Below are 23,131 nucleotides of genomic sequence, written 5' to 3' on the forward strand. Positions count from 1 at the left end.
TGAAGGTGTCCAACCGGAGGTTCGCTGATGTGCGGAAGACTCTCGCAGTATCGCGGCATTCACGACTTCGTCGCGGTGCTGAGCATTCCCGATGCGCTGATCAATCATGTCGGCGATGCGCCACTGGCGCGCTACAACGCCGCGCCGACCACTGCCCTCGCGGTCCTGCATCAGCACGAGCGACAGCTATATGCCGACAACCTGCGCTGGGGCTGGCGTCCGCACTGGGCCAAAGACCGCGCAGCGCCGATCAACGCTCGTGTGGAAAAAGTCGCCCACGGCCCGTTCTTCCGGGCGATCTGGCGCCATCGGCTGATCGTGCCGATCGACAACTGGTTTGAATGGGTCGACGACACGGATAAAACTCGCCAGCCATGGTTGATCCGGCGTGCCGATCACGGGCCGGTGTTCTGTGCCGCCATCGGCCAGTTTCCGACGCTTGGCAAAGACGCTCGGGAGGACGATGGTTTTGTGATCATCACCGCCGACAGCGTTGGTGGTTTGCTCGACATTCATGACCGTCGCCCGGTGGTTTTCGCTGCAGAGCTGGCGCGCGAATGGCTCGACCCGGCAACACCGGCAGCGCGCGCCGAGCAGATGTTGCTGTTCGAAGGAGAGCCCGGCGCTGCGTTCATCTGGCACAAAGTCGACAAGGCCGTTGGCAACTCACGCAACCAGAGCGCCAGCCTGATCAAACCAATCACCTGAAAACGAATGACCCCTGTAGGAGCTGCCGCAGGCTGCGATCTTTTGATCTTGCTTTTAAAAATGAAAATCAAAAGATCGCAGCCTGCGGCAGCTCCTACAGGTGGCGCAAGATCGTTACACGTGGTGTTTCATCGCTGAAACAGCTCAACAAAACAGTCGTTTGAGCGAACTAACCGCCTGTCTGACATTTCATCCGTCATACATACATTTGGATGCGCTACGGATAGCATGCGCGCCGCATTTCCGTTTGGCATACCAATTGATCATAGAGTCAAGAAACCAGGAATCCCTACAACGTTAACCAGCCCTTGCAGAGAACTAAGTTGCGCGACGATTTTGCAATCAAACAGGCCAACGGCCTGGAGTGTATCTATCTGTCCATGACAGAACGCTTTGAACTCGACTGTTTTATCGGCCACTACATCAAGACCCGAAACCTGCGTTCAGTGCCCGACATTGAACGCGTCTTGCGCACCACACTCGAACACTATCCCGGCCACCCGCCGGTGATGGTCAACGAACTCAATGCGTGGCTCGACAAGACCTTGGGCTATCGGGCGTCTCATCCGGACTTCTCGAAGCTGGAAGATCTCTGAAACAACAAAAAGCCCCGCGATCGCGGGGCTTTTTGGCACAGTGGCGTCAGAACTTCTCATCAGGTCCGGTAAGTTCCTTGCCGTCGTCGTGCTTCCAGGTCTGTTCCTTGCGCTTTTCACGCTCGATCTCTTCTTCGGTCGGCTCATCGACCGCTTCGTCTTTATCGGTACGTTCTTGCTCAGTCGTCATGTGCACCTCGCTCTGAATAAAAGCCAGCTGAATCATTGAAGCGTAGAACATTTTTTACCGTCGCAACTTACCACCACCAACGCAGCAAAAAGAAAAACGCCATGCTCAAGAGCATGCTGAGCAAGGTATTGCGGGTGTACAGCACCAGTCCGATCGCGACCAGCGAACTCAACAAATACGGATTATCCCACTGCAAATTCAACTGTTTGTCGGGCATGAACACGATAGGCCCACAGATCGCCGTCAACATCCCCGGCACGGCAAAGCCGAGAAACTGTCGCGCGTTGCTGCTTAAACGCAACGGCAAGCGCGGTTCGAGAAACACGTAACGGTTGAGGAATACCAGGATCCCCATGCCGAAAATCACGGCCCAGATCATCATGTGCGCTCCCGATACAGCTTGTTGCAGATAAACCCTGCGGTCATCCCGGCCAATCCCGACAACACCAGCGCGGAGCCCCACTGCCAATAGCTGAACAGCACCGAGCAGAACAACGACACGGCGACGCACACCACGGTCGGCACATTCCGTACCACCGGGGTGATCAGCGCGATAAACGTCGCGGCGATCGAGAAGTCCAGACCCAGATGTTCAAGTCCCGGAATGCTGCTGCCCAACACAATGCCGGCCAGGGTGAAGAGGTTCCAGGCGATATAAAACGTCAGGCCGACGCCCAAGGCGTACCAACGATTGAACTGCTGGCGGTCATGCTGGCTGGTCAAGGCAAACAGCTCGTCGGTGAGCAAAAAGCCCAGACCGACGCGCCAGCGCCCGGGCAACGGCGAAATCACTGAACGCATGCTCATCCCGTACAACAAATGCTGCGAAGTCAGCAGCAACGTGGTCAGCAGAATCGAGAACATGCCCGCACCACCCTTGAGCATGCCGATCGCCACCAGTTGTGCGGCGCCCGCAAACACGATGCTCGACAGGCCCTGCCCCTGCAGCGGGGTCAGATTGGCTTCGATGGCCATGGAGCCGGCCAGCAGTCCCCACGGCGCTGTCGCCAGCGATAACGGCATGATCGCCACAGCACCGCGAAGAAACGCACGGGGTGGCACAAGTGAGTCAGACATAACGCTCTTCAACCGGGGAAACGGTCACAGACTGTGCCAGCAAACACCCCTTCGGGGCTTGAACAATCTTGCGCATTTGCCCTGAATCGCAGCGCCCTTGCGCCGCTGTCGGCGTACTATGGAGCCCTTCACAATCGCGTCAGGGAGACGACATGCTGTACCGAATCGCAGCCGACGGGCTGGTGCTGTTTCATCTGTGCTTCATTCTGTTCGTGTTGTTCGGCGGGCTGCTGGTGCTCAAGTGGCCGCGCGTGATGTGGCTGCATCTGCCGGCGGCTGCGTGGGGGGTTGCGGTCGAGGTGTTGCACCTGACCTGTCCGCTGACCTACTGGGAGAACCTGATGCGCCACGCCGCCGGGCAGACCGAATACGCCGGCGGCTTCATCGAGCACTACATCTGGCCGATCATTTACCCCGCCGGACTGACGCCGCAGATCCAGCTGGCGCTGGGCAGTGTGGTGCTGGTGATCAATCTGCTGGTGTATGGACGCCTGATCCGTGGGTGGAAACTGCGTCGCGCCAGTCGCATTCCGTTTTAGCCCGCAGTCGGTTTCAAGGCTTGCAGCCAGGCCGGATCCAGGCGCGTCTGGTCGATATCCAGACCTAGCGCTTGCATCCGCTCCTTGTGCGTTTCGACTTCTCGATGCAATTGCGCGTGATCGCTGGAGTTGCCGTCCAGTTCGTGCATCTGGGTCAGCCCCAGATGATAGAAGCGCAGCACCTTCATCGCGGTCGGATCGTTACGCTCGACCGCCGCTGTCACCTGATGCATGACGTTGGTCACGCTCATCAGGCTGCGTTTGAGCCGCCAGCTGTAGACCGCCGGCGCCATCCACGCCTGTTGCCAGAACTGCCCGCGCAGCAGTGCCGCTGTCAGCAGAAACGCAACGAACACGCCACCGACGTTGAAGCGCAGATTATCCCCGCCGGGTTCACCGAACAGCGCCACGGCCGCCGTGGACAATCCCATCGCCAGCACCAGGAACAGTCCAGCGATAATCAGCGTGCTGCGGCGGGTCTGCTGGCGAAACGTGGCGGCGTCCATCGGCTGGATCTCGAACATCGGGCATGACTTCCTTGAGCGATAAAAGGGGCGATGGAAAAATCTCGCTGCGCATTATCGCCTCTGCGCGCGATTTAGCTATGCTGGGGGCCCTTTTCATCTTTTCAGCGTCCAACGGGGACATGGCGGTACAGCGCAGATCGTGCCATCTTCATTCATGGATACACACTATTCGGATGCCATTTCCCTGCTATTGGAATGACATCGTTTTAAGGATCATTGCATGACCCAACGACACGTAATCAACGCCTCGGTCAGCCCGAAAGGCAGCCTGGAAACCCTTTCTCAACGTGAAGTCCAGCAACTGAGCGAAGCCGGATCCGGCAGCATCTATACCCTCTTCCGCCAGTGCGCCCTGGCCATCCTCAACACCGGCGCCCATGTCGACAACGCAAAAACCATCCTGGAAGCCTACAAGGACTTCGAGATCCGCATTCACCAGCAGGATCGTGGCGTGCGCCTAGAACTGCTGAACGCCCCGGCCGACGCCTTCGTCGACGGCGAAATGATCGCCAGCACCCGTGAGATGCTGTTCAGCGCCCTGCGCGATATCGTCTACACCGAAAACGAACTCGACAGCCAGCGCATCGACCTCAGCACCTCGCAAGGCATCAGCGACTACGTGTTCCACCTGCTGCGCAACGCGCGCACCCTGCGCCCGGGCGTCGAGCCGAAAATCGTCGTGTGCTGGGGCGGTCACTCGATCAACACCGAAGAATACAAATACACCAAAAAAGTCGGCCACGAACTGGGCCTGCGCAGCCTCGACATCTGCACCGGTTGCGGCCCCGGCGTGATGAAAGGCCCGATGAAAGGCGCGACCATCGCCCATGCCAAGCAACGCATCCACGGCGGGCGCTACCTCGGCCTGACCGAGCCGGGGATCATCGCCGCCGAAGCGCCGAACCCGATCGTCAATGAGCTGGTGATCCTGCCGGACATCGAGAAGCGTCTGGAAGCATTCGTGCGTGTCGGCCACGGCATCATCATCTTCCCGGGCGGCGCCGGCACCGCCGAAGAGTTCCTGTACCTGCTGGGCATCCTGATGCACCCGGACAACGCCGGCCTGCCGTTCCCGGTAATCCTGACCGGGCCGAAACATGCCGCGCCGTATCTGGAGCAACTCGACGCGTTCGTCACCGCGACCCTCGGCGATGCGGCGAAGCAGCACTATCAGATCATCATCGACGACCCGGCCGAAGTGGCCCGGCAGATGACCGCCGGCCTCAAGGCGGTGAAGCAGTTCCGCCGCGAGCGCAACGACGCGTTCCACTTCAACTGGCTGCTGAAAATCGACGAGAGCTTCCAGCGTCCATTCGATCCGACCCACGAAAACATGGCCAATCTCAAGCTGCACCGCGATCAGCCACCGCACGAGCTGGCGGCCAATTTGCGTCGCGCGTTCTCCGGGATTGTCGCCGGCAACGTCAAGGACAAGGGCATCCGCCTGATCGAGGAACACGGGCCGTACCAGATCCGCGGTGACGCGGCGATCATGCAACCGCTGGACGCGCTGCTCAAAGCCTTCGTCGCCCAGCACCGGATGAAATTGCCGGGTGGCGCGGCGTACGTGCCGTGCTATCGCGTGGTGGCGTAATCCTTTCGGTTATCCCACACCCAATGTAGGAGCGAGCCTGCTGGCGATGGCGGTGGATCAGTCACCTTTTATATTGACTGACACATCGATATCGCGAGCAGGTTCGCTCCTACAGGGGTTTGGCGGCTGACGCAGATTTTGCATTCACCTCGATCAAATGTGGGAGCTGGCTTGCTGGCGATCGCGGTGGATCAGTCACCTATTATATTGACTGACACATCGCTATCGCGAGCAGGCTCACTCCTACAGGGGTTTGGCGGCTGACGCAGATCTTGCATTCACCTCGATCAAATGTGGGAGCCAGCCTGCTGGCGATCGCGGTATCAGTCACCTTTTATATTGACTGACACATCGCTATCGCGAGCAGGCTCACTCCTACAGGGGTTTGGCGGCTGACGCAGATTTTGCATTCACCTCGATCAAATGTGGGAGCTGGCTTGCCAGCGAAGGGGACCGGAAGCACACCTCAACCTATCAGTCGCGCCGCCAACGCCTTCGCCTGCAACGCCACATCCGTCACCGCCGTACTCTCCCACCACATCCCGCGCAACGGCGGGCCCATGGCGAAGATACGTTCAGCTGCCAGCCCTTGCGCATCCAGCACCGCGCCGTCTACCGCTGCGGCAATCCCCAGTGCCAACGGCCCCGGTTTTATCAGTCCACGCGCCAGCAACTGCTGCGGCAACGGTCGCGCCACGCGGCGCCAGTCGTACTCGATGCCGCTGGAGTTGATCAACGCAGCCCCCTGCACCACACACGTTTCGGCTTCACCGCGACGCCGAATGCGAATACTCACACCCGCGCCCGATGTCGGCTCAAGCCCCTTGAATGACGCGGCCTGAATCCGCAGACGCCCTTCGCTGTGCAGGCGTTCAACCAACGCCGCGCTGAGCGGCGGCGAGCGGTGGTGATGGCTCTCCCACCACGGCCGCACATGGCGTACGAATTGTCGCCGCTGCACATCAGTCGCCTGGCTCCACAGCCGTCCGATATGTGCGCGGACCGTGTCCAACGGCGCCTGCCAGTCGATGCCTTGGGCGATGGCTTTACGGCAGTGTCCACGTAACTCACGCAGCAATTGCCGCGGCGTGCGGATGCTCGGGTCTGCCGCGAGGAAGTCCGTCCATGGCGGCGGTTGCCGGCGCACATGGGGCAGCAGCCCGTGACGGGAAAACACTTCGATCGGCCCACGATGCCCGGCCTGCTCCAGCGAAACCACGGCATCAACCATAGTCAGCCCGGAACCAATGATCAGCACTGTCGATTGCGTATCGAGCTGGCGCATGGCCGCGACATCCCAAGGATCGAGCGCAGCGGCATTCAGCCCGCTGGAATCTTTCTGCGGCGTGCGCGCGGCGGGGAACATGCCGGTGGCGAGCACAGCGTAGGCACCGCTCAGGCGCCGACCATCGTTCAAAGTCAGTTGCACCGAATTGCCGGCGCTTTGCAGATCAACCACCTCGGCACACACATGCTCGACCGTCGAGCCGTACTGCGCACCTACGCCCCGCGCCTCGGCCAGACGCTGCTGCACATACACACCAAACAGTCCACGCGGCGGGAACAGTTCGCTGACCGGCACCTTCTGCTCGGCAGACTCGGGCCAGCCGCCGTCGGCAATATGCGCGGTCAGCCACTGGGTCAGGTCATCGGGGTTGTCCGGGTCGACACTCATCCGCGCCGCATTGCCGTTGAGCGTATGGCCCAGTTCGACTGCGCTGTAAGCTTCACCGCGACCCAGTTCGGCGCGCGGTTCGATAATCAGAATCCGGCGCTGGCCGGGCAATCGCAACAATTGCACCGCCAGCATCGTGCCGCTGAGGCCACCGCCGATGATCAGGATGCCTGCGTTCTGACTCATTCAAATCACCACGTTACGTACAAAGCGCGTGGCCACGTCGCCGTCGTTGCGATAGCTGTGCGGCTGGTTGCTGGCAAACATGAAAAACTCGCCGGTGGCGATTTGCTGCCGCTGCTCGCCGAGCATCAGCGTCAGACAGCCCTCGAACACATAGATCTGCTCGCTCCAGCCATCGGCGTCCGGTTGCGAGGGGTAGACCTCGCCCGGTTGCAGACACCACTCCCACAACTCGACTTCGCGGGTGGCGGTGGCTTTCGACAGCAGCACCGCCTTACTCCCGGGGAGGGTGCCGGCCCAGGCTACTTCGTTGATGCGGCTCGGATCGCGGGCGTCGGGGGCCTGGATCAGGTCGCTGAAGGCGACGCCGAGGGCTTCGGCGACGCGGTCGAGCGTGGTCAGGCTGACATTCTTTTCCCCGGCCTCGATCGCCACCAGCATGCGCCGACTGACGCCGGACTTTTCAGCCAGCGCGGTCTGGCTCATGTCGGCCGCGTGGCGCAGGCGCCGTATGTTCAGGCTGACGTGTTGCAGGACAGACGCCCGCTGGCTGGAAATCTTGTGCACTATATTGCTCACTCGGTGGGGTTGGGCACTATACTGCGCAACGTTGGACGCATTGTGCGTCCTGCCTTTTATAGTGCGCAAGGTCATGACGTCAGCCAACAACTCCTCCACGCCTCTTCGCTTCTCCCGCTTCAGCAAGGCCGAGTGCGTGCTGGTGCTGATCACCATGATCTGGGGCGGAACGTTCCTGCTGGTGCAACACGCCATGACCGTCAGCGGCCCGATGTTCTTCGTCGGCCTGCGCTTTGCCGCGGCGGCCGGCATCGTCGCCCTGTTCTCCTGGCGACATTTGCGCGCGCTGACCCTGTTCGAACTCAAAGCCGGCGCGTTCATCGGTGTGGCGATCATGCTCGGTTACGGTTTGCAGACGGTGGGCCTGCAAACGATTCCGAGCAGCCAGTCGGCGTTCATTACCGCGCTGTACGTACCCTTTGTGCCGTTGCTGCAATGGCTGGTGCTGGGACGCCGCCCGGGGCTGATGCCGAGCATTGGCATCATGCTCGCGTTTACCGGATTGATGCTGCTGTCCGGGCCGTCCGGGGCGGCGCTGAATTTCAGCCCCGGTGAAATTGCCACGCTGATCAGTGCCATCGCGATTGCCGCCGAGATCATTCTGATCAGCACGTTTGCCGGCCAGGTCGATGTGCGCCGGGTGACCGTGGTGCAATTGGCGGTGACGTCGGTGCTGTCGTTTCTGCTGGTAGTGCCGACCGGGGAAATGATTCCAGACTTTTCCTGGACCCTGCTGGCGACCGCGCTGGGCCTGGGCGCCGCGAGTGCGGCGATTCAGGTGGCGATGAACTGGGCGCAGAAGAGCGTTTCACCGACCCGCGCGACTTTGATCTACGCCGGTGAGCCGGTGTGGGCCGGGATCGTCGGGCGGATCGCCGGAGAGCGTCTGCCGGCGATTGCGCTGGTGGGCGCCGGGTTGATTGTGGCGGCGGTGATTGTCAGTGAGTTGAAGACCAAGGGTAAGGTGGCCGTTGAAGTTGAGGGTGCCTTGGAGAGCGATAGCGGGATTTAACAGCCAGAATCAAAAGATCGCAGCCTGCGGCAGCTCCTACATTGGAATGCGTTCTGTGTAGGAGCTGCCGCAGGCTGCGATCTTTTCGCCTCTGAAACAAAGCCAAACGAAAATTATCGGACTACTTTGTAGGATTCTGAGACATCCTCGCGTTTGGTAATCAGGGAGCTGGCACGTATGATGCTTCACAAATCTCCGCAGATTAGAAGCCTATGTCTCTGATAGTTCTACTGCTTCTGCCATTCATTGGCAGCTGTCTGGCAGCGGTGCTGCCACACAACGCGCGTAATGCCGAATCCCTGCTGGCAGGTCTGGTCGCTCTGATCGGTACCGTGCAGGTTGCGCTGTTGTACCCGCAAATCGCCCATGGCGGCGTGATCCGCGAAGAATTCATGTGGTTGCCCAGCCTCGGTTTGAACTTCGTCCTGCGCATGGACGGTTTCGCCTGGCTGTTCTCGCTGCCGGTCCTGGGCATCGGCACTCTCGTCTCTTTATATGCCCGCTATTACATGTCGCCGGACGATCCGGTGCCGCGCTTCTTCGCGTTTTTCCTGGCATTCATGGGCGCCATGCTTGGCCTGGTGATCTCCGGCAACCTGATCCAGATCGTGTTTTTCTGGGAGCTGACCAGCCTGTTCTCGTTCCTGTTGATCGGCTACTGGCACCACCGCGCCGATGCCCGGCGTGGCGCCTACATGGCGCTGATGGTCACCGGGGCCGGGGGGTTGTGCCTGTTGGCGGGGGTCATGATCCTCGGCCATGTCGTCGGCAGCTATGACCTGGACAAGGTCCTGGCCGCCGGCGATCAGATTCGCGCACATGCGCTCTACCCTATCCTGCTTCCCCTCATTCTCATTGGCGCCCTCAGCAAGAGCGCGCAGTTCCCCTTCCACTTCTGGTTGCCGCACGCAATGGCGGCGCCCACCCCGGTTTCGGCTTATCTGCACTCGGCGACCATGGTCAAGGCCGGGGTCTTTCTGCTGGCACGGCTGTGGCCGTCGTTGTCCGGCAGTGAAGAGTGGTTCTACATCGTCAGCGGCGCCGGGGCCGCGACACTGCTGCTCGGCGCGTATTGCGCGATGTTCCAGAACGACCTCAAGGGTCTGCTCGCCTACTCGACCATCAGCCATCTCGGCCTGATCACCCTGCTGCTGGGCCTGAACAGCCCGCTGGCGGCGGTCGCCGCAGTGTTCCACATTCTCAACCACGCGACCTTCAAGGCCTCGCTGTTCATGGCCGCAGGCATCATCGACCACGAAAGCGGCACCCGCGACATCCGCAAGCTCAGCGGCCTGATCAAACTGATTCCTTTCACCGCGACGCTGGCGATGGTGGCCAGTGCCGCGATGGCCGGCGTGCCGCTGCTCAACGGCTTCCTGTCGAAAGAAATGTTCTTCGCCGAAACCGTGTTCATCAACGCCACCGCGTGGGTCGAAGCGGCGCTGCCGATTGTCGCGACCATCGCCGGTACGTTCAGCGTCGCCTACTCGCTGCGCTTCACCGTCGACGTGTTTTTCGGCCCGACTGCCACCGACCTGCCGCACACTCCGCACGAGCCGCCACGCTGGATGCGGGCGCCGGTGGAGCTGCTGGTGTTCACCTGCCTGATCGTCGGGATCTTCCCGGCGCAAGTGGTCGGTCCGCTGCTGGCCGCCGCTGCGCTGCCAGTGGTCGGCGGCACGCTGCCGGAGTACAGCCTGGCGATCTGGCACGGGCTCAACGCACCGATGATCATGAGCCTGATCGCCATGTCCGGCGGCATCGTGGTCTATCTGCTGCTGCGTAACCAGTTCAAGCGTGGACGCTTCAAGTACCCACCGCTGGTGGGGCGCTTCAACGGCAAGCGCCTGTTCGAACGCAGCCTGGTGATGATGATGCGCCTGGCGCGCCGGGTAGAACGCCGGCTCGGCACCCGACGCCTGCAGATGCAATTATTCCTGATGGTGCTGGCGGCGGTGCTCGCCGGGCTGATTCCGATGCTGCACAGCAGCCTCAGTTGGGGCGACCGGCCGAAGATTCCCGGTTCTATCGTCTTCGTCACCCTTTGGCTGCTGGCGATTGCCTGTGCCCTCGGCGCCGCTTGGCAGGCCAAGTATCACCGCCTCGCCGCCCTGACCATGGTCAGCGTCTGCGGCCTGATGACCTGCGTTACTTTTGTCTGGTTCTCCGCGCCGGATCTGGCACTGACGCAACTGGCGGTGGAAGTGGTAACTACGGTGCTGATCCTCCTCGGCCTGCGCTGGCTGCCGCGACGGATCGAAGAAGTCTCGCCACTGCCGAGCAGCCTGCGCAAGGCGCGTATCCGCCGTCTGCGCGACTTGCTGCTGTCGGTTGCGGTCGGTGCCGGCATGGCGCTGCTGTCCTACGCCATGCTGACGCGGCAGACGCCGAACGACATTTCCTCGTTCTACCTCAGCCGGGCCATGCCCGAGGGCGGTGGCAGCAACGTGGTCAACGTGATGCTGGTGGACTTCCGCGGTTTCGATACCCTCGGTGAAATCACAGTGCTGGTGGCCGTGGCGCTGACCGTGTTCGCCCTGCTGCGACGCTTCCGCCCGCCGAAAGAAAGCCTGCAACTGCCGGCCCAGCAACGCCTGCTCGCGCCGGACGTAGTCACCGACCTGGTCAACCCGCGCAGCGCCAGCGATACCGCGCTCGGTTTCATGATGGTGCCGGCGGTGCTGGTGCGCCTGCTGCTGCCGGTGGCGCTGGTGGTGTCGTGCTACCTGTTCATGCGCGGCCACAACCAGCCGGGGGGCGGTTTTGTCGCCGGGCTGGTGATGTCGGTGGCATTCATCCTGCAGTACATGGTCGCCGGGACGCAGTGGGTCGAGGCGCAAATGAGCCTGCGACCGCTGCGCTGGATGGGTACCGGTTTGCTGTTCGCCACGGTGACCGGTCTCGGTGCGATGGCGGTCGGCTATCCGTTCCTGACCACCCACACCTGGCATTTCACTTTGCCGTTGCTGGGCGACATCCATATCGCCAGTGCGCTGTTTTTCGATATCGGCGTGTACGCCGTGGTGGTCGGCTCGACGCTGCTGATCCTGACCGCCCTCGCCCACCAATCGGTGCGTGGTCACAAGACCGCGTCGCTGCCCAAAGCCGTCGCCAGTAAAGGAGCCGTCTGATGGAAGAAGTCATCGCAATCGCCATCGGCGTGCTTGCCGCGTCAGGTGTCTGGCTGGTGCTGCGGCCACGGACATTTCAGGTGGTCATGGGCCTGTGCCTGCTGTCCTACGCGGTCAACCTGTTCATCTTCAGCATGGGCAGCCTGTTCATCGGCAAGGAGCCGGTAATCAAGGACGGCGTGACCCAGGACCTGCTGCACTACACCGATCCACTGCCGCAGGCGCTGGTACTGACCGCGATCGTCATCAGCTTCGCCATGACCGCGCTGTTTCTGGTGGTGCTGCTGGCGTCCCGGGGCCTGACCGGCACTGACCACGTCGACGGCCGGGAGCCCAAGGAATGATGGCGATGACTCATCTGATCGCCGCACCGATCCTGCTGCCGCTACTGACCGCCGCCATCATGCTGATGCTCGGCGAGAAACACCGGCCGCTGAAGGCGAAAATCAACCTGTTCTCCAGCCTCGTCGGCCTGTTCATTTCGGTGATGCTGCTGCAGTGGACGCAAACCACTGGCGTACCCGGCTCGATCGGCGTGTACCTGCCGGGCAACTGGCAGGCGCCGTTCGGCATCGTGCTGGTGGTCGATCGCCTGTCGGCACTGATGCTGGTGCTGACCGGGATCATTGGCGTCAGCGCCCTGCTCTTCGCCATGGCGCGCTGGGATGGCGCAGGGTCGAGCTTCCACGCGCTGTTCCAGATTCAGTTGATGGGCCTGTACGGCGCATTTCTCACCGCCGACCTGTTCAACCTGTTCGTGTTCTTTGAAGTATTGCTCGCCGCTTCCTATGGCCTGTTGCTGCACGGCTCAGGCCGGGCGCGGGTGTCCTCGGGTTTGCATTACATCTCGATCAACCTGCTGGCGTCGTCGCTGTTTCTGATTGGCGCGGCACTGATCTATGGCGTCACCGGCACCCTGAACATGGCCGATCTGGCGCTGAAGATTCCGCTGGTGCCGGAAGCCGATCGGGGCTTGCTGCATGCCGGCGCGGGGATTCTCGCGGTGGCGTTCCTGGCCAAGGCCGGCATGTGGCCGCTGAACTTCTGGCTGGTACCGGCCTACTCCTCGGCCAGCGCGCCGGTGGCAGCGATGTTCGCGATCATGACCAAGGTCGGCGTCTACACCCTGCTGCGTCTGTGGACACTGCTGTTCTCCGGCCAGGCCGGGGCCTCGGCGTTCTTCGGTGGCGACTGGCTGATCTACGGTGGCATGGCGACCATGGCCTGCGCGGCGCTGGCGATTCTCGCCGCGCAACGTCTGGAGCGCATGGCCAGCCTGAGCATTCTGGTATCGGCCGGGATTCTGCTGTCGGCGGTGGGTTTCGCCCAGCCGAAGCTGATTGGCGCGGCGCTGTTCTATCTGGTCAGCTCGACCCTGGCCCTCAGCGCGCTGTTCTTGCTGGCGGAGTTGATCGAGCGCTCACGCTCGGCCAACGAAATCCCGCTGGAAGACGAAAGCGAATTGTTGCCGCGCCCGCAGGAATCCCTGCAGCCGCCCAAGGGCATCAACCTCGACGACGAACAGAAAGCCGTGGTCGGTCAGGTCATCCCATGGACCATGGCGTTTCTCGGCCTGAGCTTTATCGCTTGCGCGCTGCTGATCATCGGCATGCCGCCGCTGTCCGGGTTCATCGGCAAGCTGAGCCTGATCGGCGCGCTGCTCAATCCGCTGGGACTGGGCGGCAGCGATGCGCCAGTTTCCAACGCGGCATGGGCGTTGCTGGCGCTGCTGATCCTGTCCGGGCTGGCATCGTTGATGGCTTTCGCGAGGATGGGGGTACAGCGCTTCTGGACTCCCGAAGAGCGGCCTTCGCCACTGCTGCGCAAACTCGAATGTGCGCCGATCTTCCTGCTGCTGGGGCTGAGCATCGCCCTGACCTTCAAGGCCGAACCGCTGCTGCGCTACACCCAGGCCACCGCTGACGCACTGAATAACCCGCAGCAATACGTGATGGCCGTGCTCGGCACCCGCGCCGTGCCAAGCCCGGCAGCCAAAGCGGCGATGCTGGAGGTGCAACCATGAAGCGCGTGTTTCCGGCTCCGTTGCTGTCTCTGGCGTTGTGGGTGCTGTGGCTGACGCTCAACCTCTCCGTCAGTCCGGGCAATCTGCTGCTTGGCGCGATTCTGGGGTTCGCCGCACCGTTGATGATGCGCAAGCTGCGCCCGAAACAGGTGCGCATTCGTCGTCCGCTGACGATTTTGCGCCTGTTCGTGATGGTGGGGCGTGACGTGATTCTCTCAAACCTGATCGTCGCCTGGGGCGTGCTCAACGCCGGTCGACGGCCACCGCGCTCGGCCTTCGTCAAAGTGCCGCTGGACCTGCGCGACGCCCATGGTCTTGCCACGCTGGCGATGATCTGCACCGTGGTGCCCGGCACCGTGTGGTCGGAACTGGCGCTGGATCGCAGCGTTCTGCTGTTGCACGTCTGGGATCTGGATGACGAGGAACACTTCATCCACCACTTCAAGACAGCCTATGAGCAGCCGTTGATGGAGATTTTCGAATGAGCCCCTTGCTGTCCAACGCGATTCTGCTGACGCTGTTCCTGTTCTCGCTGGCGATGGTCCTGACCCTGATCCGCCTGTTCAAGGGGCCATCGGCGCAAGATCGGGTTCTCGCTCTGGATTACCTGTACATCGTCGCCATGCTGATGATGCTGACCCTGGGCATCCGCTACGCCAGCGACACTTATTTCGAGGCAGCGCTGCTGATCGCGCTGTTCGGCTTCGTCGGCTCGTTTGCCCTGGCGAAGTTCCTGCTGCGTGGCGAGGTGATCGAATGACTAGCGAACTGTCGCTCTGGGTCGAAATTCCGGTGGCGATCCTGCTGGTACTCAGCGGCGTATTCGCCCTGATCGGCGCGGCCGGACTGCTGCGCATGAAGAACTACTTCCAGCGCATGCACCCGCCGCCACTCGCCTCGACACTCGGCGCGTGGTGCGTGGCGCTGGCGTCGATCATCTGTTTCTCGGCACTCAAATCCGGGCCGGTGCTGCACGCCTGGCTGATTCCGATCCTGCTGGCGATCACGGTGCCGGTGACCACCCTGCTGCTGGCGCGGGCGGCGCTGTTCCGCAAACGCATGGCCGGGGATGATGTGCCGGCTGAGGTGAGTAGTCGGCGGACTGAGAGCGGGAATCAGACTCAAGAGATGTGAAGGCCGGTCGGGCCTCTTCGCGGGCAAGCCCGCTCCCACAGGGTTCGGGGTGGAATCCATTACCTGTGAACACCTACAACTACTGTGGGAGCGGGCTTGCCCGCGAAGAGGCCGGCACTGCCTACACAAGAACCGGATCAGACCCAGGCCACCGCCAACAACCCTGCCCCCAACACCAGACACAACGGCGAATACACCCAGGTATCCAGCCGCGCAAACCGCGAATCCTTCACTTCCTTGAAAAACCCCACCAGATGCGAATCGCCGATGGCCCGGGCAAACATCAGCAGCGCAATCGCGCTGATCACCCATTGCAACGCCTTATGATGCACCGCCGGCATTCCCCAGCCGACGCGCATACACACCAGCCCGGCAATCGCCAATAACGCCGCCGCCACCAGCAAGGTGATCCAGCCTGATGGTTTGAACGCCGGCCGCACCGTCGCCACCAAACCTTGCACCGGCACTTGCGGCACTGCCGCCACCGCCGCCCATTGCCCACCCAACGCCCAATACACGTGTACCAGCGCGATCACTGCAAAAACCGTCACCAGCCACTGAGCCATCACAAAGGTCATGGTTGAAATCCTTTCCAGGGATTTGAACAAATCATCCTAGACGGCATTTTTTGAAGTGCACGACCGATCAGCGGTCCGGAGCAGCGATGACTATCTGGCGGTGCGAACTCGATGCCAATCCCGAACCCAATACCCTTGTAGGAGCTGCCGAAGGCTGCGATCTTTTGACTTTGATTTTCAAGATCAAGATCAAAAGATCGCAGCCTTCGGCAGCTCCTACAGGTAACAGTCGCAGATAGCAGTGGCAGGTTGCAGTCGCAGGTGGCAGTTACAGACTGCCCGCCACCTTCTCCGCCACATCCTTCGGCAGCCACGCCTGCCACACGTCCGGGTGCGCCTTCATGAAGGCTTCCGCCGCATCCCGTGGCGCGGTGTGCTTCTCGCTCATCTCGGCCAGCGCCTTGTTCAGTGGGTCAATCGGAAAATCCACTTTGCTGAAGAACTCGGCAATCTGCGGGTACTGCTTCTGGAATGGTGTTGAAACCCCGATCGACAGCTTCGAGGCCAGCGAACGGGTCGGTTTCGGATTGGGGTTATCAGCATCGGTCAGGGTCTTCCACGCCTCGGCGTCAAACGCTGGTTCTTCCAGTTGCACCAGTTTGAATTTGCCCAGCAGCGGCGTCGGCGACCAGTAATAGAACAGCACCGGTTTGCCGCGGCGGATCGATGAGCTGATTTCGGCATCCAGCGCCGCGCCGGAACCACTGCGGAAATTGGTGTAGTCGTCCTGCAGGCCGTAGGCAGTCAATTTCTGCTTGTTGACCACTTCCGAGGTCCAGCCAATCGGGCTGTTGAGGAACCGGCCCTTGCTCGGGTTCTCCGGGTCCTTGAACACGTCCTTGTACTTCTTCAGGTCACTGACACTACGCAGGTCCGGCGCCAGCGGCTTGATGCCCTTGGCCGGGTCGCCCTTGATCACGTATTCCGGGACCCACCAGCCTTCGGTGGCGCCCTTGACGGTATCGCCCAGGCTGACGACCTTGCCCTCCGACTCAGCCTTGACCCACACCGGACTGCGTCCGGCCCACTCCTCGCCAATGACCTGGATATCATTGTTGGCCAGCGCGGTTTCAAGCGTGATGGTGGTACCCGGCAACGTATCGGTCGGCAGGTCGTAACCCTTCTCGACGATGATCCGCAGCACATCGGTGATCAGGCTGCCGCTCTCCCAGTTCAGGTCGGCAAAATGGATCGGCGCCTGCGCCGCTGCTGGCTGCGCTGCCGTGAGCACACCGAACGTGACCGCGCTGGCGGCCAGTAACTGTCGAAATCCTTTCATGCTTTTGCACCTCGTGCTGTTCACAGCAATAGCAGGATGGCCCGGCACAAGAGCGCAAGCCTCTGGATACTCAGTCAACTGACTGTAGCCGAGGTTCCTGCTTTTTCCGGGGCCACGCCCCATCGAGATCAGGTTTCAGACTTTTCCTGCAAGCTTTGCAGCTCGCGCCTGACCATGCTGGCGAACTCCGCAGGCCGCAGGGTGTAGATCTGCGCAGCCACCCAAGTCAGCCAGGCGCCTTGCAACTCGGCTTTGGCATCGAACAGGCGCAAGGCTTCTTCACGCGCGCGGTCGAGGTGCTGCGAATGGAAGTCGGCGCGACTCACGCCAGCGGTCACTCGCTGGCCTTGAACGTGACGAGCTCACCCTTGCGCCATTTCGCCGCTTTGCCGGTCACGGCCTTCAGGGTCTTGGTCAGGCCTTCCTGCAATTGCTGATGCGCGGCAAACACCGTCACCACGCTATGACCTTCCTTGAACAGGATCGCGTGGCCATCAGCAGTTTCGACGAAAGCGTAATCGCCCAGGCCATACACCGTCAGTTTGATTTCGCGAAAGCGAATATCCATCTTGCCGCCTTCACGGCTGGGCAGGACCGAAGCGCTGAAATGATCGCCGACTTTGAGCTTGAGCCCCGGTTTGTCATCGACCACCAATGCGCTTTCGGTGTCGATTTCGGCTACGTAAATGCCTTCGGCGTTCTGTTCGGTGATGTAAACAAAACGCGATTGGAACAGCTTGACCAGCTTTGCACGCAAATCACCCAGCACGAACAAAGCATGCATATCGAGATTACTGACTGCCAAAGAAACATCCCCACATCTGAAAAAGTACCTTGCGCAAAAACGCGCACGGCAAAAAACGGCCAGGCCGATGCTGTTACCGAATGACTCCGTCCACCTGAATCAGGAAGAACACCGATTCATTGCAAGTTCGCAAGGCTAATGGAAAGTCGCGCGAGAAACTTGCCCCGACGTTCGCCAGGCCTTGAAGGAAAAATCGTCACTTAAGCGTAGTGAAGATTGACCACAAACTTTAGGGAAAAATCTGACGAAAAAAAGCTCTTTTCCGACATATCGCTGGCAAAAAATTGCTTTAGATAGACACCTGTCGCCAACAGGCACTGGCGATTCTAGAGCAGCGATGCTCCTTACGACTACCCGAACCGACCAGTAAAACGTCGGCCAACTCATGAAAAGGACTTCATATGTGCACTCTGACTCACTTTGCCCGGCCTTCCAACACCCACATCGACTCGCCATTGGTGTTGCACGGCGGCACTGTGCCAGAACTTGCGCACGCTGCACAAAACGCCAATACCCCACGTTTTCAGGTAGTCCCGGCGGGAAACGCGTTCTTTCATATCAAGGAATTATCGACCGGACGTGTAAGAGGTTTCCGCGAAGATCATAACGCAGCCTGCGCCCTCGCCCGTTTGCTTGAATCACGGATCGAACTCTTGCCCAACGCCTGCCTCAGATAAAGAGCAAGCGACAGCGCCATTCCGGCACACGCAAAAGGAGTACACGATGGAACTGCCTGCATATGATCTGAAAACCCTGTTCGACCAACTGGGCCTGCCATCGGAAGGTAGCGCAATCGACGACTTCATCGAAGCGCATCCGCTGGACGCCAATACCAAATTGATCGATGCCGACTTCTGGACGCCGCCACAGGCGCAACTTCTCAAGGAATGGCTGCGCGCCGACGGTGAAGAAGCAGTGGTGGTCGATGAGTTGAACGTACGCCTGCACGACGGACGTTAATCAATGTCAGTGCAGGCTGTCGCCCGGCTCGGCCTGCAATTGCGCGAGCCAGGCAGCCTTGCACTCTTCCGCCTCGTCGCGACTGGCGAACGCGGTGCCACGCCGCTCACCGTTGAGCAACACCACCCAGCACACGCTTTGCCCCATCGCGCGCAGCCCGGCGGGCACACCGCTGCCAATCATCACCGCGACATCGACTCTGCTCTGCATGCTGACCTCTCAAATTCATTAGCTACCTAACTAGTCGCCATATTAAGGAGTCAGTCGAAACGGAAACAGCAACGCCCATGCACAGATTCATTGCAGCAGCGGTAACAATCGATCAGCGCGCAGCTTCAGGTTTATAACCCAGGCGCAATCCACCCCAATGGCGGCCCTTGACCATGATCGGCACCGACAGGTCATGCATCAGCTCGCCGGTGTCGCGGGTGTAGGTCTGCAGCAACACCGCTTGCTGATGACTGCCGCAGCGGATACCGGTGCGGTCGGCGAACTTGCGTTTGGTGCGATTGCCCACGGCATCCGCCTGCTCGTCCCCGGTCAGCGGCTGGCTGAACGCCAGATTGTGCGTCGGCACATAGCCCTGTTGCGTACAGGCGATGGCGAATACCAATCCTTCGTGACGCGGCAGCAGTGGCTCTTGTATCGCCGGCAGCACCTGGTCGGTGTAGCGATCGAAACGGGTGTGAAACTTCGCCGGTTGCGTTCCGGGAATCGCTTGATACTGGCGGTCGAACAAGTCTTCGAGGCTGATCCGCCCCTGATCGACGTCCGCCTCGAAACGCGCGGCAATCTGGCTCGCGCCTTCTCGCGCCAGGTCATAAACGCGCTGGTGATAGTCATCCAGACCGACTTCGGCCAGACGCTCGCTGATGGTTTCCGCCTGGCCCTCCATCTGCACCGCAGCCTCGGCCAGACGTCGGGTCTGTTGATCGCTGATCGCCAGATCACTGCGCATCTGCTCGATGGCCTTGAACAGACTGTCGAGTTGCCCGCGATTGGTTTCCGCGCCCCGGGCGATTTCACCCACCTGCCCTTCCACGCCGGCGGCCAGGCGGGCGATGTTTTCCAGATGCTGGCCGGTGTTTTCCACCTGCTCGACACCGGTCTGCAAATCGCTCGACAGCTCGCGGATCTGCTCCACCACTTGCGCCGTACGCTGCTGAATATCGGCGACCATCTCCCCGACCTCACCGGTCGCTGACGCCGTGCGCGCCGCCAGACCACGCACCTCGTCCGCCACCACGGCGAAACCACGACCATGCTCACCGGCCCGCGCCGCTTCAATCGCTGCGTTCAGCGCCAGCAGATTGGTCTGGCTGGCGATCGACTGAATCACCAGCGTCACCCGTTGAATGTCGTCACTGCGCAGGCTCAAGGCTTCGATCAGCTCACGACTGGCGTTGGCACGCTGGCTGAGTTGGCGCATGCGCGCAATCGAATCCACCAGATCGGTACGCCCCGCGGCGCTGCTGTGATGCGCTTCACTGGCAGCGTCCAGCGCCTCGCGGCTGAGTTGCGAGGTGGCTCGCTCGGTGGCAATCATCACTTCGGCATTGCTGACAATCTGCGCCGCGGCGTCGAGCTGCGACTCCAGCTTGCTGGCCAGTTGTTTGACGGAAAACGCCACACCCGCGGCTGACAGCGCGTTATGACTGGTGGTGCAGGAAAGATCGCGAGTAAGAGCGGAAATCGCGCTGCCGCTGTCGACCGGCGCAGCATCGACTCCAGCGCGAGAACGCAGGCGTGGCAGCCAGACGATCAGCACCGCCAGCGGCAGGCTGATATACAACGACCATCCACCCACGGCCATGCCGACCAGCAACAACATCAGGGCGATGCTTTGCAGGGTCGGAGCGATCCAGCGGTTTTTCGGCAGCAGCACTGGTGCAGGCAGAGCCTCAACCAGAGATCCGTCTCTCGTCATATCAACACCCCACGTTTGTTCTCATTGTTGTGACTGCATTAAACGCCACTACCTCGCCATTATCCATGGTCCGTTAGTCGTGAGGTCTGCAGCAGGTCAATGGAACGGCACGCAAAATATCGCAGACGAGCAAAAGCAAAGATCGCAGCCTTCGGCAGCTCCTACATGGAACTGCCGAAGGCTGCGATCTTTTGCAGGCGCCCCCGATTCAGGGGGCAGCCAAGGAATCAGGCCTGACGCTGGTGCTTGTCGATCTGCTCGTGACGCTCTTGAGCTTCGATGCAGTATTTGGTGGTCGGGCTGATCAGCAGGCGCTTCAAGCCGATCGGCTCGCCGCTGTCGTCGCACCAGCCAAAGCTGTCGTCCTTGATACGCTCAAGGGCTTGTTCCAGTTGCGGCAGCATGCGCTGGTCGCGATCGATCGCGTTCACCAGCCAGGTGCGCTCTTCTTCAACCGAAGCCGCATCCGCCGGGTCGGCCGGGGTGTCCAGGCTTTCGATGGCAATACGGTTTTGCTCAATGCGCTCGTGGGTTTCGACTTTCATGTTCTGCAGCAGCTCAGTGAAGAAAGCGTGCTGCTCGGCATTCATGTAGTCATCTGCCGGCATGGCCAGCAACTTGTCCTTTGTCATTGATATCTCTATAAAAAAACGTGCATTAAGGCGAAATAGGGAGCGTTCCGGCGAACCGTGTCCGGTCGACGAAAAGGCATCGTTTTTTGCAAACGCCACCCGGCACTCAATTTACGAAGGGGCGGCAGTCTAAGGCCCGATTGAGGCCTCAGCAACTGTAAATACCGGGAATTTGTCCGACATCCCCGGTAAACAGCACTGACACAGGCGTCACGGCGGTCATCGGAGTGCGTTTATAGCAAGAAATTCAGTCGAGCGGCTGTATATAGAAGACAAACGGCTAACCGCTGGTGCCTCTTCGCCAATTTTTTCTTCTCCCGGTGCATCGTTTCAGCCAGGCAGACCCGCAAAAGCCCTCCTAATATCAGCCACACCGCGTGACTTGATCAGCCTGAAGGAAGACTTATGCCCCGCCCCGATCTGCCGGCCAACGACGAGCCCTCCCTCGCCAGCCCCCCGATCAATGCCGAGCGTCTGCTGCAGCTGATCACCGACGAATACGACACCCTGCCCCGCCAGCTCAAGCGCATTGCCAGTTACATGAGCCAGCAAAGCGAGCGGATCATGGTCGAGCGCATCAGCGACATCGCCCGCGAATGCGAGGTGCATCCGTCCGCCATCGTGCGTTTTTCGCAGCGCTTCGGCTTCAGCGGTTTCAGCGAAATGCAGGCGCTGTTCCGCACCGCCTACACCCTCAAAGCCTCGCCAGTGCAGAACTACCAGCAACGCGTGCGCAACATGATCGCCAACCCGTCGCAGCAAACCCGCGACGGCGACCTCGCCCGCGAATGCATCGACGCCACCCGCTCCGGCATCGAACGCCTGGGCCGCGAACTCGACGACACCGCATTCGAAAAAGCCGTCGAGCTGATCGTCAACGCCGACAACATCTATGTCGTCGGCGTGCGCCGCTCCTTCGCCGTCGCCGACTACCTCGTTTACAACTTGCAACACACGCAGAAGCGCATTCACCTGGTGTCGGGGCTGGGCGGCAGTTATCGCGAGCAGATGCGCAGCGTGCGTAGCGGCGATCTGGTGATCGCCATCAGCTTCACCCCCTATGCCAAAGAAACCCAGCACTGCCTGCGCTACGCCCGCCAGCAACAGGCCAACACCCTGATCCTCACCGACAGCCACCTCTCGCCCCTGGCCAGAAACGCCAACAGCCTGTTGCTGGTCAATGAAGGCAGCGCGCTGGCGTTTCGTTCGCTGAGTGCGACGTTGTGTTTGTGTCAGGCGTTGTTCGTGGCGGTGGCGTATCGGCTGGAATTGAATGTGGAGGAGATTCACGAACAAGCCGGATTTGACGCCTGACATTTGCCTCAGCCTCGGCTAGGTTATGCCTTCCCACTCGGTTCGACTTGAAGGAACGCGTCATGAAACTGATCGGCATGCTGGACTCCCCTTACGTGCGCCGCGTGGCGATCTCCGCCAAACGCCTGGGCATCGACCTCGAACACCAGTCGGTCTCGGTGTTCCGCCACTTCGAACAATTCCAGCAGATCAACCCGGTGGTCAAGGCGCCCACGCTGGTCCTCGACGACGGCACCGTGCTGATGGACTCCACCCTGATCCTCGACTACCTCGAAGCCAGTTCCGGCAAAAGCCTGCTACCCGCCGACCTTCAACAACGCGCCCACGCCCTGCGCCTGATCGGCCTCAGCCTCGCCGCCTGCGAAAAAGCCGTGCAGCTCTACTACGAACGCAACCTGCGCCCGGCCGACATTCAATATCAACCGTGGGTCGAACGCGTCGAAAGCCAACTCGCCGCCGCCTTCAACGCCCTCGAGCAGGAACTGGAAAAATCCGGCCTGCCCACCGACGGCACCCTCACCCAGGCCGGCATCAGCCTCGCCGTCGCCTGGAGCTTCACCGGCCTCGTCGTCCCCGACCAGATCGACACCCGCCGCTTCCCGCACATCGCCCAATACACCGCCTACGCCGAAACCCTCGAAGCGTTCGTCAGCACCCCGATGACCTGA

28 protein-coding genes are annotated in these 23,131 nt (G+C 60.9%); 15 read left to right on the forward strand and 13 right to left on the reverse strand.

Translation table 11 applies throughout. The features are described from left to right. The first annotated feature begins 27 nt into the window (after positions 1 to 27). Entirely contained in the window at positions 28 to 708 is a 681-nt protein-coding gene (locus tag ACXR0M_RS07575) for an SOS response-associated peptidase family protein (protein WP_458831322.1), read from the forward strand. A gap of 323 nt (positions 709 to 1,031) precedes the next feature. Continuing rightward, positions 1,032 to 1,304 (forward strand): hypothetical protein, encoded by a 273-nt coding sequence (locus ACXR0M_RS07580; RefSeq protein WP_458831323.1) that lies wholly within the window; start codon positions 1,032 to 1,034, stop codon positions 1,302 to 1,304. A 46-nt stretch (positions 1,305 to 1,350) separates the two neighbouring features. On the opposite strand, the gene ACXR0M_RS07585 is transcribed toward ACXR0M_RS07580, so the two are convergent. From ACXR0M_RS07585 to ACXR0M_RS07595, 3 genes are all read right to left on the reverse strand, one after another. Then, the gene (locus tag ACXR0M_RS07585) at positions 1,351 to 1,494 is read right to left on the reverse strand and encodes a hypothetical protein (RefSeq protein ID WP_458831324.1); all 144 of its coding nucleotides are present in this window, start codon (positions 1,492 to 1,494) and stop codon (positions 1,351 to 1,353) included. Between the two features lie 67 nt (positions 1,495 to 1,561). Continuing rightward, positions 1,562 to 1,873, reverse strand: a complete 312-nt coding sequence (locus ACXR0M_RS07590) for an AzlD domain-containing protein (RefSeq protein WP_458831380.1) — start codon at positions 1,871 to 1,873, stop codon at positions 1,562 to 1,564. Beyond that, the gene (locus tag ACXR0M_RS07595; protein WP_458831325.1) at positions 1,873 to 2,571 is read right to left on the reverse strand and encodes an AzlC family ABC transporter permease; all 699 of its coding nucleotides are present in this window, start codon (positions 2,569 to 2,571) and stop codon (positions 1,873 to 1,875) included. The genes ACXR0M_RS07590 and ACXR0M_RS07595 overlap by 1 nt, the downstream gene beginning before the upstream one ends. Before the next feature lie 152 nt (positions 2,572 to 2,723). On the opposite strand from ACXR0M_RS07595, the gene ACXR0M_RS07600 reads away from it, so the two are divergent. Next, positions 2,724 to 3,110 carry a DUF2784 domain-containing protein gene (locus ACXR0M_RS07600; protein ID WP_458831326.1) on the forward strand — a complete coding sequence of 129 codons (387 nt, stop codon included), beginning with the start codon at positions 2,724 to 2,726 and terminating at the stop codon, positions 3,108 to 3,110. Here ACXR0M_RS07600 and ACXR0M_RS07605 read toward each other — a convergent pair. Further along, positions 3,107 to 3,634: a DUF3087 domain-containing protein gene (locus tag ACXR0M_RS07605; protein ID WP_458831327.1), complete on the reverse strand. Its 528-nt coding sequence runs from the start codon at positions 3,632 to 3,634 to the stop codon at positions 3,107 to 3,109. The genes ACXR0M_RS07600 and ACXR0M_RS07605 overlap by 4 nt on opposite strands. A gap of 223 nt (positions 3,635 to 3,857) precedes the next feature. Between ACXR0M_RS07605 and ppnN the strand changes: the two genes are divergently transcribed. Then, positions 3,858 to 5,231, forward strand: coding sequence for a nucleotide 5'-monophosphate nucleosidase PpnN (gene ppnN / locus ACXR0M_RS07610; protein ID WP_458831328.1), 1,374 nt, complete (start codon positions 3,858 to 3,860; stop codon positions 5,229 to 5,231). 466 nt (positions 5,232 to 5,697) lie between these two features. On the opposite strand, the gene ACXR0M_RS07615 is transcribed toward ppnN, so the two are convergent. Both ACXR0M_RS07615 and ACXR0M_RS07620 read right to left on the reverse strand, forming a co-directional pair. Next, a complete protein-coding gene (locus ACXR0M_RS07615; RefSeq protein WP_458831329.1) occupies positions 5,698 to 7,092 on the reverse strand; it encodes an FAD/NAD(P)-binding protein in 1,395 nt (464 codons plus the stop codon). Continuing rightward, positions 7,093 to 7,656 carry a helix-turn-helix domain-containing protein gene (locus tag ACXR0M_RS07620; RefSeq protein WP_458831330.1) on the reverse strand — a complete coding sequence of 188 codons (564 nt, stop codon included), beginning with the start codon at positions 7,654 to 7,656 and terminating at the stop codon, positions 7,093 to 7,095. An 85-nt stretch (positions 7,657 to 7,741) separates the two neighbouring features. Between ACXR0M_RS07620 and ACXR0M_RS07625 the strand changes: the two genes are divergently transcribed. The 7 genes from ACXR0M_RS07625 to ACXR0M_RS07655 all read left to right on the forward strand — a co-directional run bounded on the left by ACXR0M_RS07625 (position 7,742) and on the right by ACXR0M_RS07655 (position 14,968). Then, positions 7,742 to 8,680 carry a DMT family transporter gene (locus ACXR0M_RS07625; RefSeq protein ID WP_458831331.1) on the forward strand — a complete coding sequence of 313 codons (939 nt, stop codon included), beginning with the start codon at positions 7,742 to 7,744 and terminating at the stop codon, positions 8,678 to 8,680. A 212-nt stretch (positions 8,681 to 8,892) separates the two neighbouring features. After that, positions 8,893 to 11,811, forward strand: coding sequence for a monovalent cation/H+ antiporter subunit A (locus tag ACXR0M_RS07630; RefSeq protein ID WP_458831332.1), 2,919 nt, complete (start codon positions 8,893 to 8,895; stop codon positions 11,809 to 11,811). Beyond that, entirely contained in the window at positions 11,811 to 12,155 is a 345-nt protein-coding gene (locus ACXR0M_RS07635; protein WP_003225953.1) for a Na+/H+ antiporter subunit C, read from the forward strand. Before ACXR0M_RS07630 ends, ACXR0M_RS07635 begins: the two co-directional genes overlap by 1 nt. Continuing rightward, positions 12,152 to 13,834, forward strand: coding sequence for a monovalent cation/H+ antiporter subunit D (locus ACXR0M_RS07640; RefSeq protein WP_458831333.1), 1,683 nt, complete (start codon positions 12,152 to 12,154; stop codon positions 13,832 to 13,834). The genes ACXR0M_RS07635 and ACXR0M_RS07640 overlap by 4 nt, the downstream gene beginning before the upstream one ends. Beyond that, the gene (locus tag ACXR0M_RS07645) at positions 13,831 to 14,319 is read left to right on the forward strand and encodes a Na+/H+ antiporter subunit E (RefSeq protein ID WP_458831334.1); all 489 of its coding nucleotides are present in this window, start codon (positions 13,831 to 13,833) and stop codon (positions 14,317 to 14,319) included. Before ACXR0M_RS07640 ends, ACXR0M_RS07645 begins: the two co-directional genes overlap by 4 nt. Then, a complete protein-coding gene (locus ACXR0M_RS07650; protein ID WP_090284207.1) occupies positions 14,316 to 14,594 on the forward strand; it encodes a K+/H+ antiporter subunit F in 279 nt (92 codons plus the stop codon). Before ACXR0M_RS07645 ends, ACXR0M_RS07650 begins: the two co-directional genes overlap by 4 nt. Then, complete coding sequence (locus tag ACXR0M_RS07655) at positions 14,591 to 14,968, forward strand: Na+/H+ antiporter subunit G (protein ID WP_458831335.1); 378 nt, start codon at positions 14,591 to 14,593, stop codon at positions 14,966 to 14,968. The genes ACXR0M_RS07650 and ACXR0M_RS07655 overlap by 4 nt, the downstream gene beginning before the upstream one ends. A gap of 137 nt (positions 14,969 to 15,105) precedes the next feature. Here the strand turns inward: ACXR0M_RS07655 and ACXR0M_RS07660 are convergent, their stop codons facing one another. From ACXR0M_RS07660 to ACXR0M_RS07675, 4 genes are all read right to left on the reverse strand, one after another. Beyond that, entirely contained in the window at positions 15,106 to 15,546 is a 441-nt protein-coding gene (locus ACXR0M_RS07660; RefSeq protein WP_458831336.1) for a DUF3995 domain-containing protein, read from the reverse strand. A gap of 268 nt (positions 15,547 to 15,814) precedes the next feature. Next, the gene (locus ACXR0M_RS07665) at positions 15,815 to 16,825 is read right to left on the reverse strand and encodes an ABC transporter substrate-binding protein (protein ID WP_458831337.1); all 1,011 of its coding nucleotides are present in this window, start codon (positions 16,823 to 16,825) and stop codon (positions 15,815 to 15,817) included. 128 nt (positions 16,826 to 16,953) lie between these two features. Continuing rightward, the gene (locus ACXR0M_RS07670; protein ID WP_458831338.1) at positions 16,954 to 17,151 is read right to left on the reverse strand and encodes a hypothetical protein; all 198 of its coding nucleotides are present in this window, start codon (positions 17,149 to 17,151) and stop codon (positions 16,954 to 16,956) included. Between the two features lie 8 nt (positions 17,152 to 17,159). Next, positions 17,160 to 17,609 (reverse strand): hypothetical protein, encoded by a 450-nt coding sequence (locus ACXR0M_RS07675; RefSeq protein ID WP_169841369.1) that lies wholly within the window; start codon positions 17,607 to 17,609, stop codon positions 17,160 to 17,162. A gap of 422 nt (positions 17,610 to 18,031) precedes the next feature. Here ACXR0M_RS07675 and ACXR0M_RS07680 point away from each other — a divergent pair, with 422 nt between their 5' ends. Beyond that, complete coding sequence (locus ACXR0M_RS07680) at positions 18,032 to 18,307, forward strand: hypothetical protein (protein ID WP_458831339.1); 276 nt, start codon at positions 18,032 to 18,034, stop codon at positions 18,305 to 18,307. Positions 18,308 to 18,353: 46 nt separating this feature from the next. Beyond that, positions 18,354 to 18,590, forward strand: a complete 237-nt coding sequence (locus ACXR0M_RS07685) for a DUF2789 family protein (RefSeq protein WP_458831340.1) — start codon at positions 18,354 to 18,356, stop codon at positions 18,588 to 18,590. A 6-nt stretch (positions 18,591 to 18,596) separates the two neighbouring features. On the opposite strand, the gene ACXR0M_RS07690 is transcribed toward ACXR0M_RS07685, so the two are convergent. From ACXR0M_RS07690 to ACXR0M_RS07700, 3 genes are all read right to left on the reverse strand, one after another. Beyond that, positions 18,597 to 18,800 (reverse strand): hypothetical protein, encoded by a 204-nt coding sequence (locus ACXR0M_RS07690; RefSeq protein ID WP_025111382.1) that lies wholly within the window; start codon positions 18,798 to 18,800, stop codon positions 18,597 to 18,599. A 112-nt stretch (positions 18,801 to 18,912) separates the two neighbouring features. Next, on the reverse strand, positions 18,913 to 20,517 hold the full coding sequence (locus ACXR0M_RS07695) for a methyl-accepting chemotaxis protein (RefSeq protein WP_458831341.1): 1,605 nt from the start codon (positions 20,515 to 20,517) through the stop codon (positions 18,913 to 18,915). 227 nt (positions 20,518 to 20,744) lie between these two features. Further along, positions 20,745 to 21,149 (reverse strand): TraR/DksA family transcriptional regulator, encoded by a 405-nt coding sequence (locus ACXR0M_RS07700; protein ID WP_434597340.1) that lies wholly within the window; start codon positions 21,147 to 21,149, stop codon positions 20,745 to 20,747. A 405-nt stretch (positions 21,150 to 21,554) separates the two neighbouring features. Between ACXR0M_RS07700 and ACXR0M_RS07705 the strand changes: the two genes are divergently transcribed. Together ACXR0M_RS07705 and ACXR0M_RS07710 are read left to right on the forward strand one after the other, a co-directional pair. Continuing rightward, a complete protein-coding gene (locus ACXR0M_RS07705) occupies positions 21,555 to 22,463 on the forward strand; it encodes a MurR/RpiR family transcriptional regulator (RefSeq protein ID WP_458831342.1) in 909 nt (302 codons plus the stop codon). Positions 22,464 to 22,525: 62 nt separating this feature from the next. Further along, the gene (locus tag ACXR0M_RS07710) at positions 22,526 to 23,131 is read left to right on the forward strand and encodes a glutathione S-transferase (protein ID WP_458831343.1); all 606 of its coding nucleotides are present in this window, start codon (positions 22,526 to 22,528) and stop codon (positions 23,129 to 23,131) included.

Source organism: Pseudomonas sp. Eth.TT006 (genome assembly GCF_054456575.1).

Excerpts from the sequence above, each read along its gene's own strand:
- ACXR0M_RS07575 (WP_458831322.1), top strand. The coding sequence starts at position 28 with ATGTGCGGAAGACTCTCGCAGTATCGCGGCATTCACGACTTCGTCGCG.
- ACXR0M_RS07585 (WP_458831324.1), bottom strand. The coding sequence starts at position 1,494 with ATGACGACTGAGCAAGAACGTACCGATAAAGACGAAGCGGTCGATGAG.
- ACXR0M_RS07590 (WP_458831380.1), bottom strand. The coding sequence starts at position 1,873 with ATGATCTGGGCCGTGATTTTCGGCATGGGGATCCTGGTATTCCTCAAC.
- ACXR0M_RS07595 (WP_458831325.1), bottom strand. The coding sequence starts at position 2,571 with ATGTCTGACTCACTTGTGCCACCCCGTGCGTTTCTTCGCGGTGCTGTG.
- ACXR0M_RS07600 (WP_458831326.1), top strand. The coding sequence starts at position 2,724 with ATGCTGTACCGAATCGCAGCCGACGGGCTGGTGCTGTTTCATCTGTGC.
- ACXR0M_RS07605 (WP_458831327.1), bottom strand. The coding sequence starts at position 3,634 with ATGTTCGAGATCCAGCCGATGGACGCCGCCACGTTTCGCCAGCAGACC.
- ppnN (WP_458831328.1), top strand. The coding sequence starts at position 3,858 with ATGACCCAACGACACGTAATCAACGCCTCGGTCAGCCCGAAAGGCAGC.
- ACXR0M_RS07615 (WP_458831329.1), bottom strand. The coding sequence starts at position 7,092 with ATGAGTCAGAACGCAGGCATCCTGATCATCGGCGGTGGCCTCAGCGGC.
- ACXR0M_RS07625 (WP_458831331.1), top strand. The coding sequence starts at position 7,742 with ATGACGTCAGCCAACAACTCCTCCACGCCTCTTCGCTTCTCCCGCTTC.
- ACXR0M_RS07630 (WP_458831332.1), top strand. The coding sequence starts at position 8,893 with ATGTCTCTGATAGTTCTACTGCTTCTGCCATTCATTGGCAGCTGTCTG.
- ACXR0M_RS07635 (WP_003225953.1), top strand. The coding sequence starts at position 11,811 with ATGGAAGAAGTCATCGCAATCGCCATCGGCGTGCTTGCCGCGTCAGGT.
- ACXR0M_RS07640 (WP_458831333.1), top strand. The coding sequence starts at position 12,152 with ATGATGGCGATGACTCATCTGATCGCCGCACCGATCCTGCTGCCGCTA.
- ACXR0M_RS07645 (WP_458831334.1), top strand. The coding sequence starts at position 13,831 with ATGAAGCGCGTGTTTCCGGCTCCGTTGCTGTCTCTGGCGTTGTGGGTG.
- ACXR0M_RS07650 (WP_090284207.1), top strand. The coding sequence starts at position 14,316 with ATGAGCCCCTTGCTGTCCAACGCGATTCTGCTGACGCTGTTCCTGTTC.
- ACXR0M_RS07655 (WP_458831335.1), top strand. The coding sequence starts at position 14,591 with ATGACTAGCGAACTGTCGCTCTGGGTCGAAATTCCGGTGGCGATCCTG.
- ACXR0M_RS07660 (WP_458831336.1), bottom strand. The coding sequence starts at position 15,546 with ATGACCTTTGTGATGGCTCAGTGGCTGGTGACGGTTTTTGCAGTGATC.
- ACXR0M_RS07665 (WP_458831337.1), bottom strand. The coding sequence starts at position 16,825 with ATGAAAGGATTTCGACAGTTACTGGCCGCCAGCGCGGTCACGTTCGGT.
- ACXR0M_RS07675 (WP_169841369.1), bottom strand. The coding sequence starts at position 17,609 with ATGCATGCTTTGTTCGTGCTGGGTGATTTGCGTGCAAAGCTGGTCAAG.
- ACXR0M_RS07680 (WP_458831339.1), top strand. The coding sequence starts at position 18,032 with ATGTGCACTCTGACTCACTTTGCCCGGCCTTCCAACACCCACATCGAC.
- ACXR0M_RS07685 (WP_458831340.1), top strand. The coding sequence starts at position 18,354 with ATGGAACTGCCTGCATATGATCTGAAAACCCTGTTCGACCAACTGGGC.
- ACXR0M_RS07690 (WP_025111382.1), bottom strand. The coding sequence starts at position 18,800 with ATGCAGAGCAGAGTCGATGTCGCGGTGATGATTGGCAGCGGTGTGCCC.
- ACXR0M_RS07695 (WP_458831341.1), bottom strand. The coding sequence starts at position 20,517 with ATGACGAGAGACGGATCTCTGGTTGAGGCTCTGCCTGCACCAGTGCTG.
- ACXR0M_RS07700 (WP_434597340.1), bottom strand. The coding sequence starts at position 21,149 with ATGACAAAGGACAAGTTGCTGGCCATGCCGGCAGATGACTACATGAAT.
- ACXR0M_RS07705 (WP_458831342.1), top strand. The coding sequence starts at position 21,555 with ATGCCCCGCCCCGATCTGCCGGCCAACGACGAGCCCTCCCTCGCCAGC.
- ACXR0M_RS07710 (WP_458831343.1), top strand. The coding sequence starts at position 22,526 with ATGAAACTGATCGGCATGCTGGACTCCCCTTACGTGCGCCGCGTGGCG.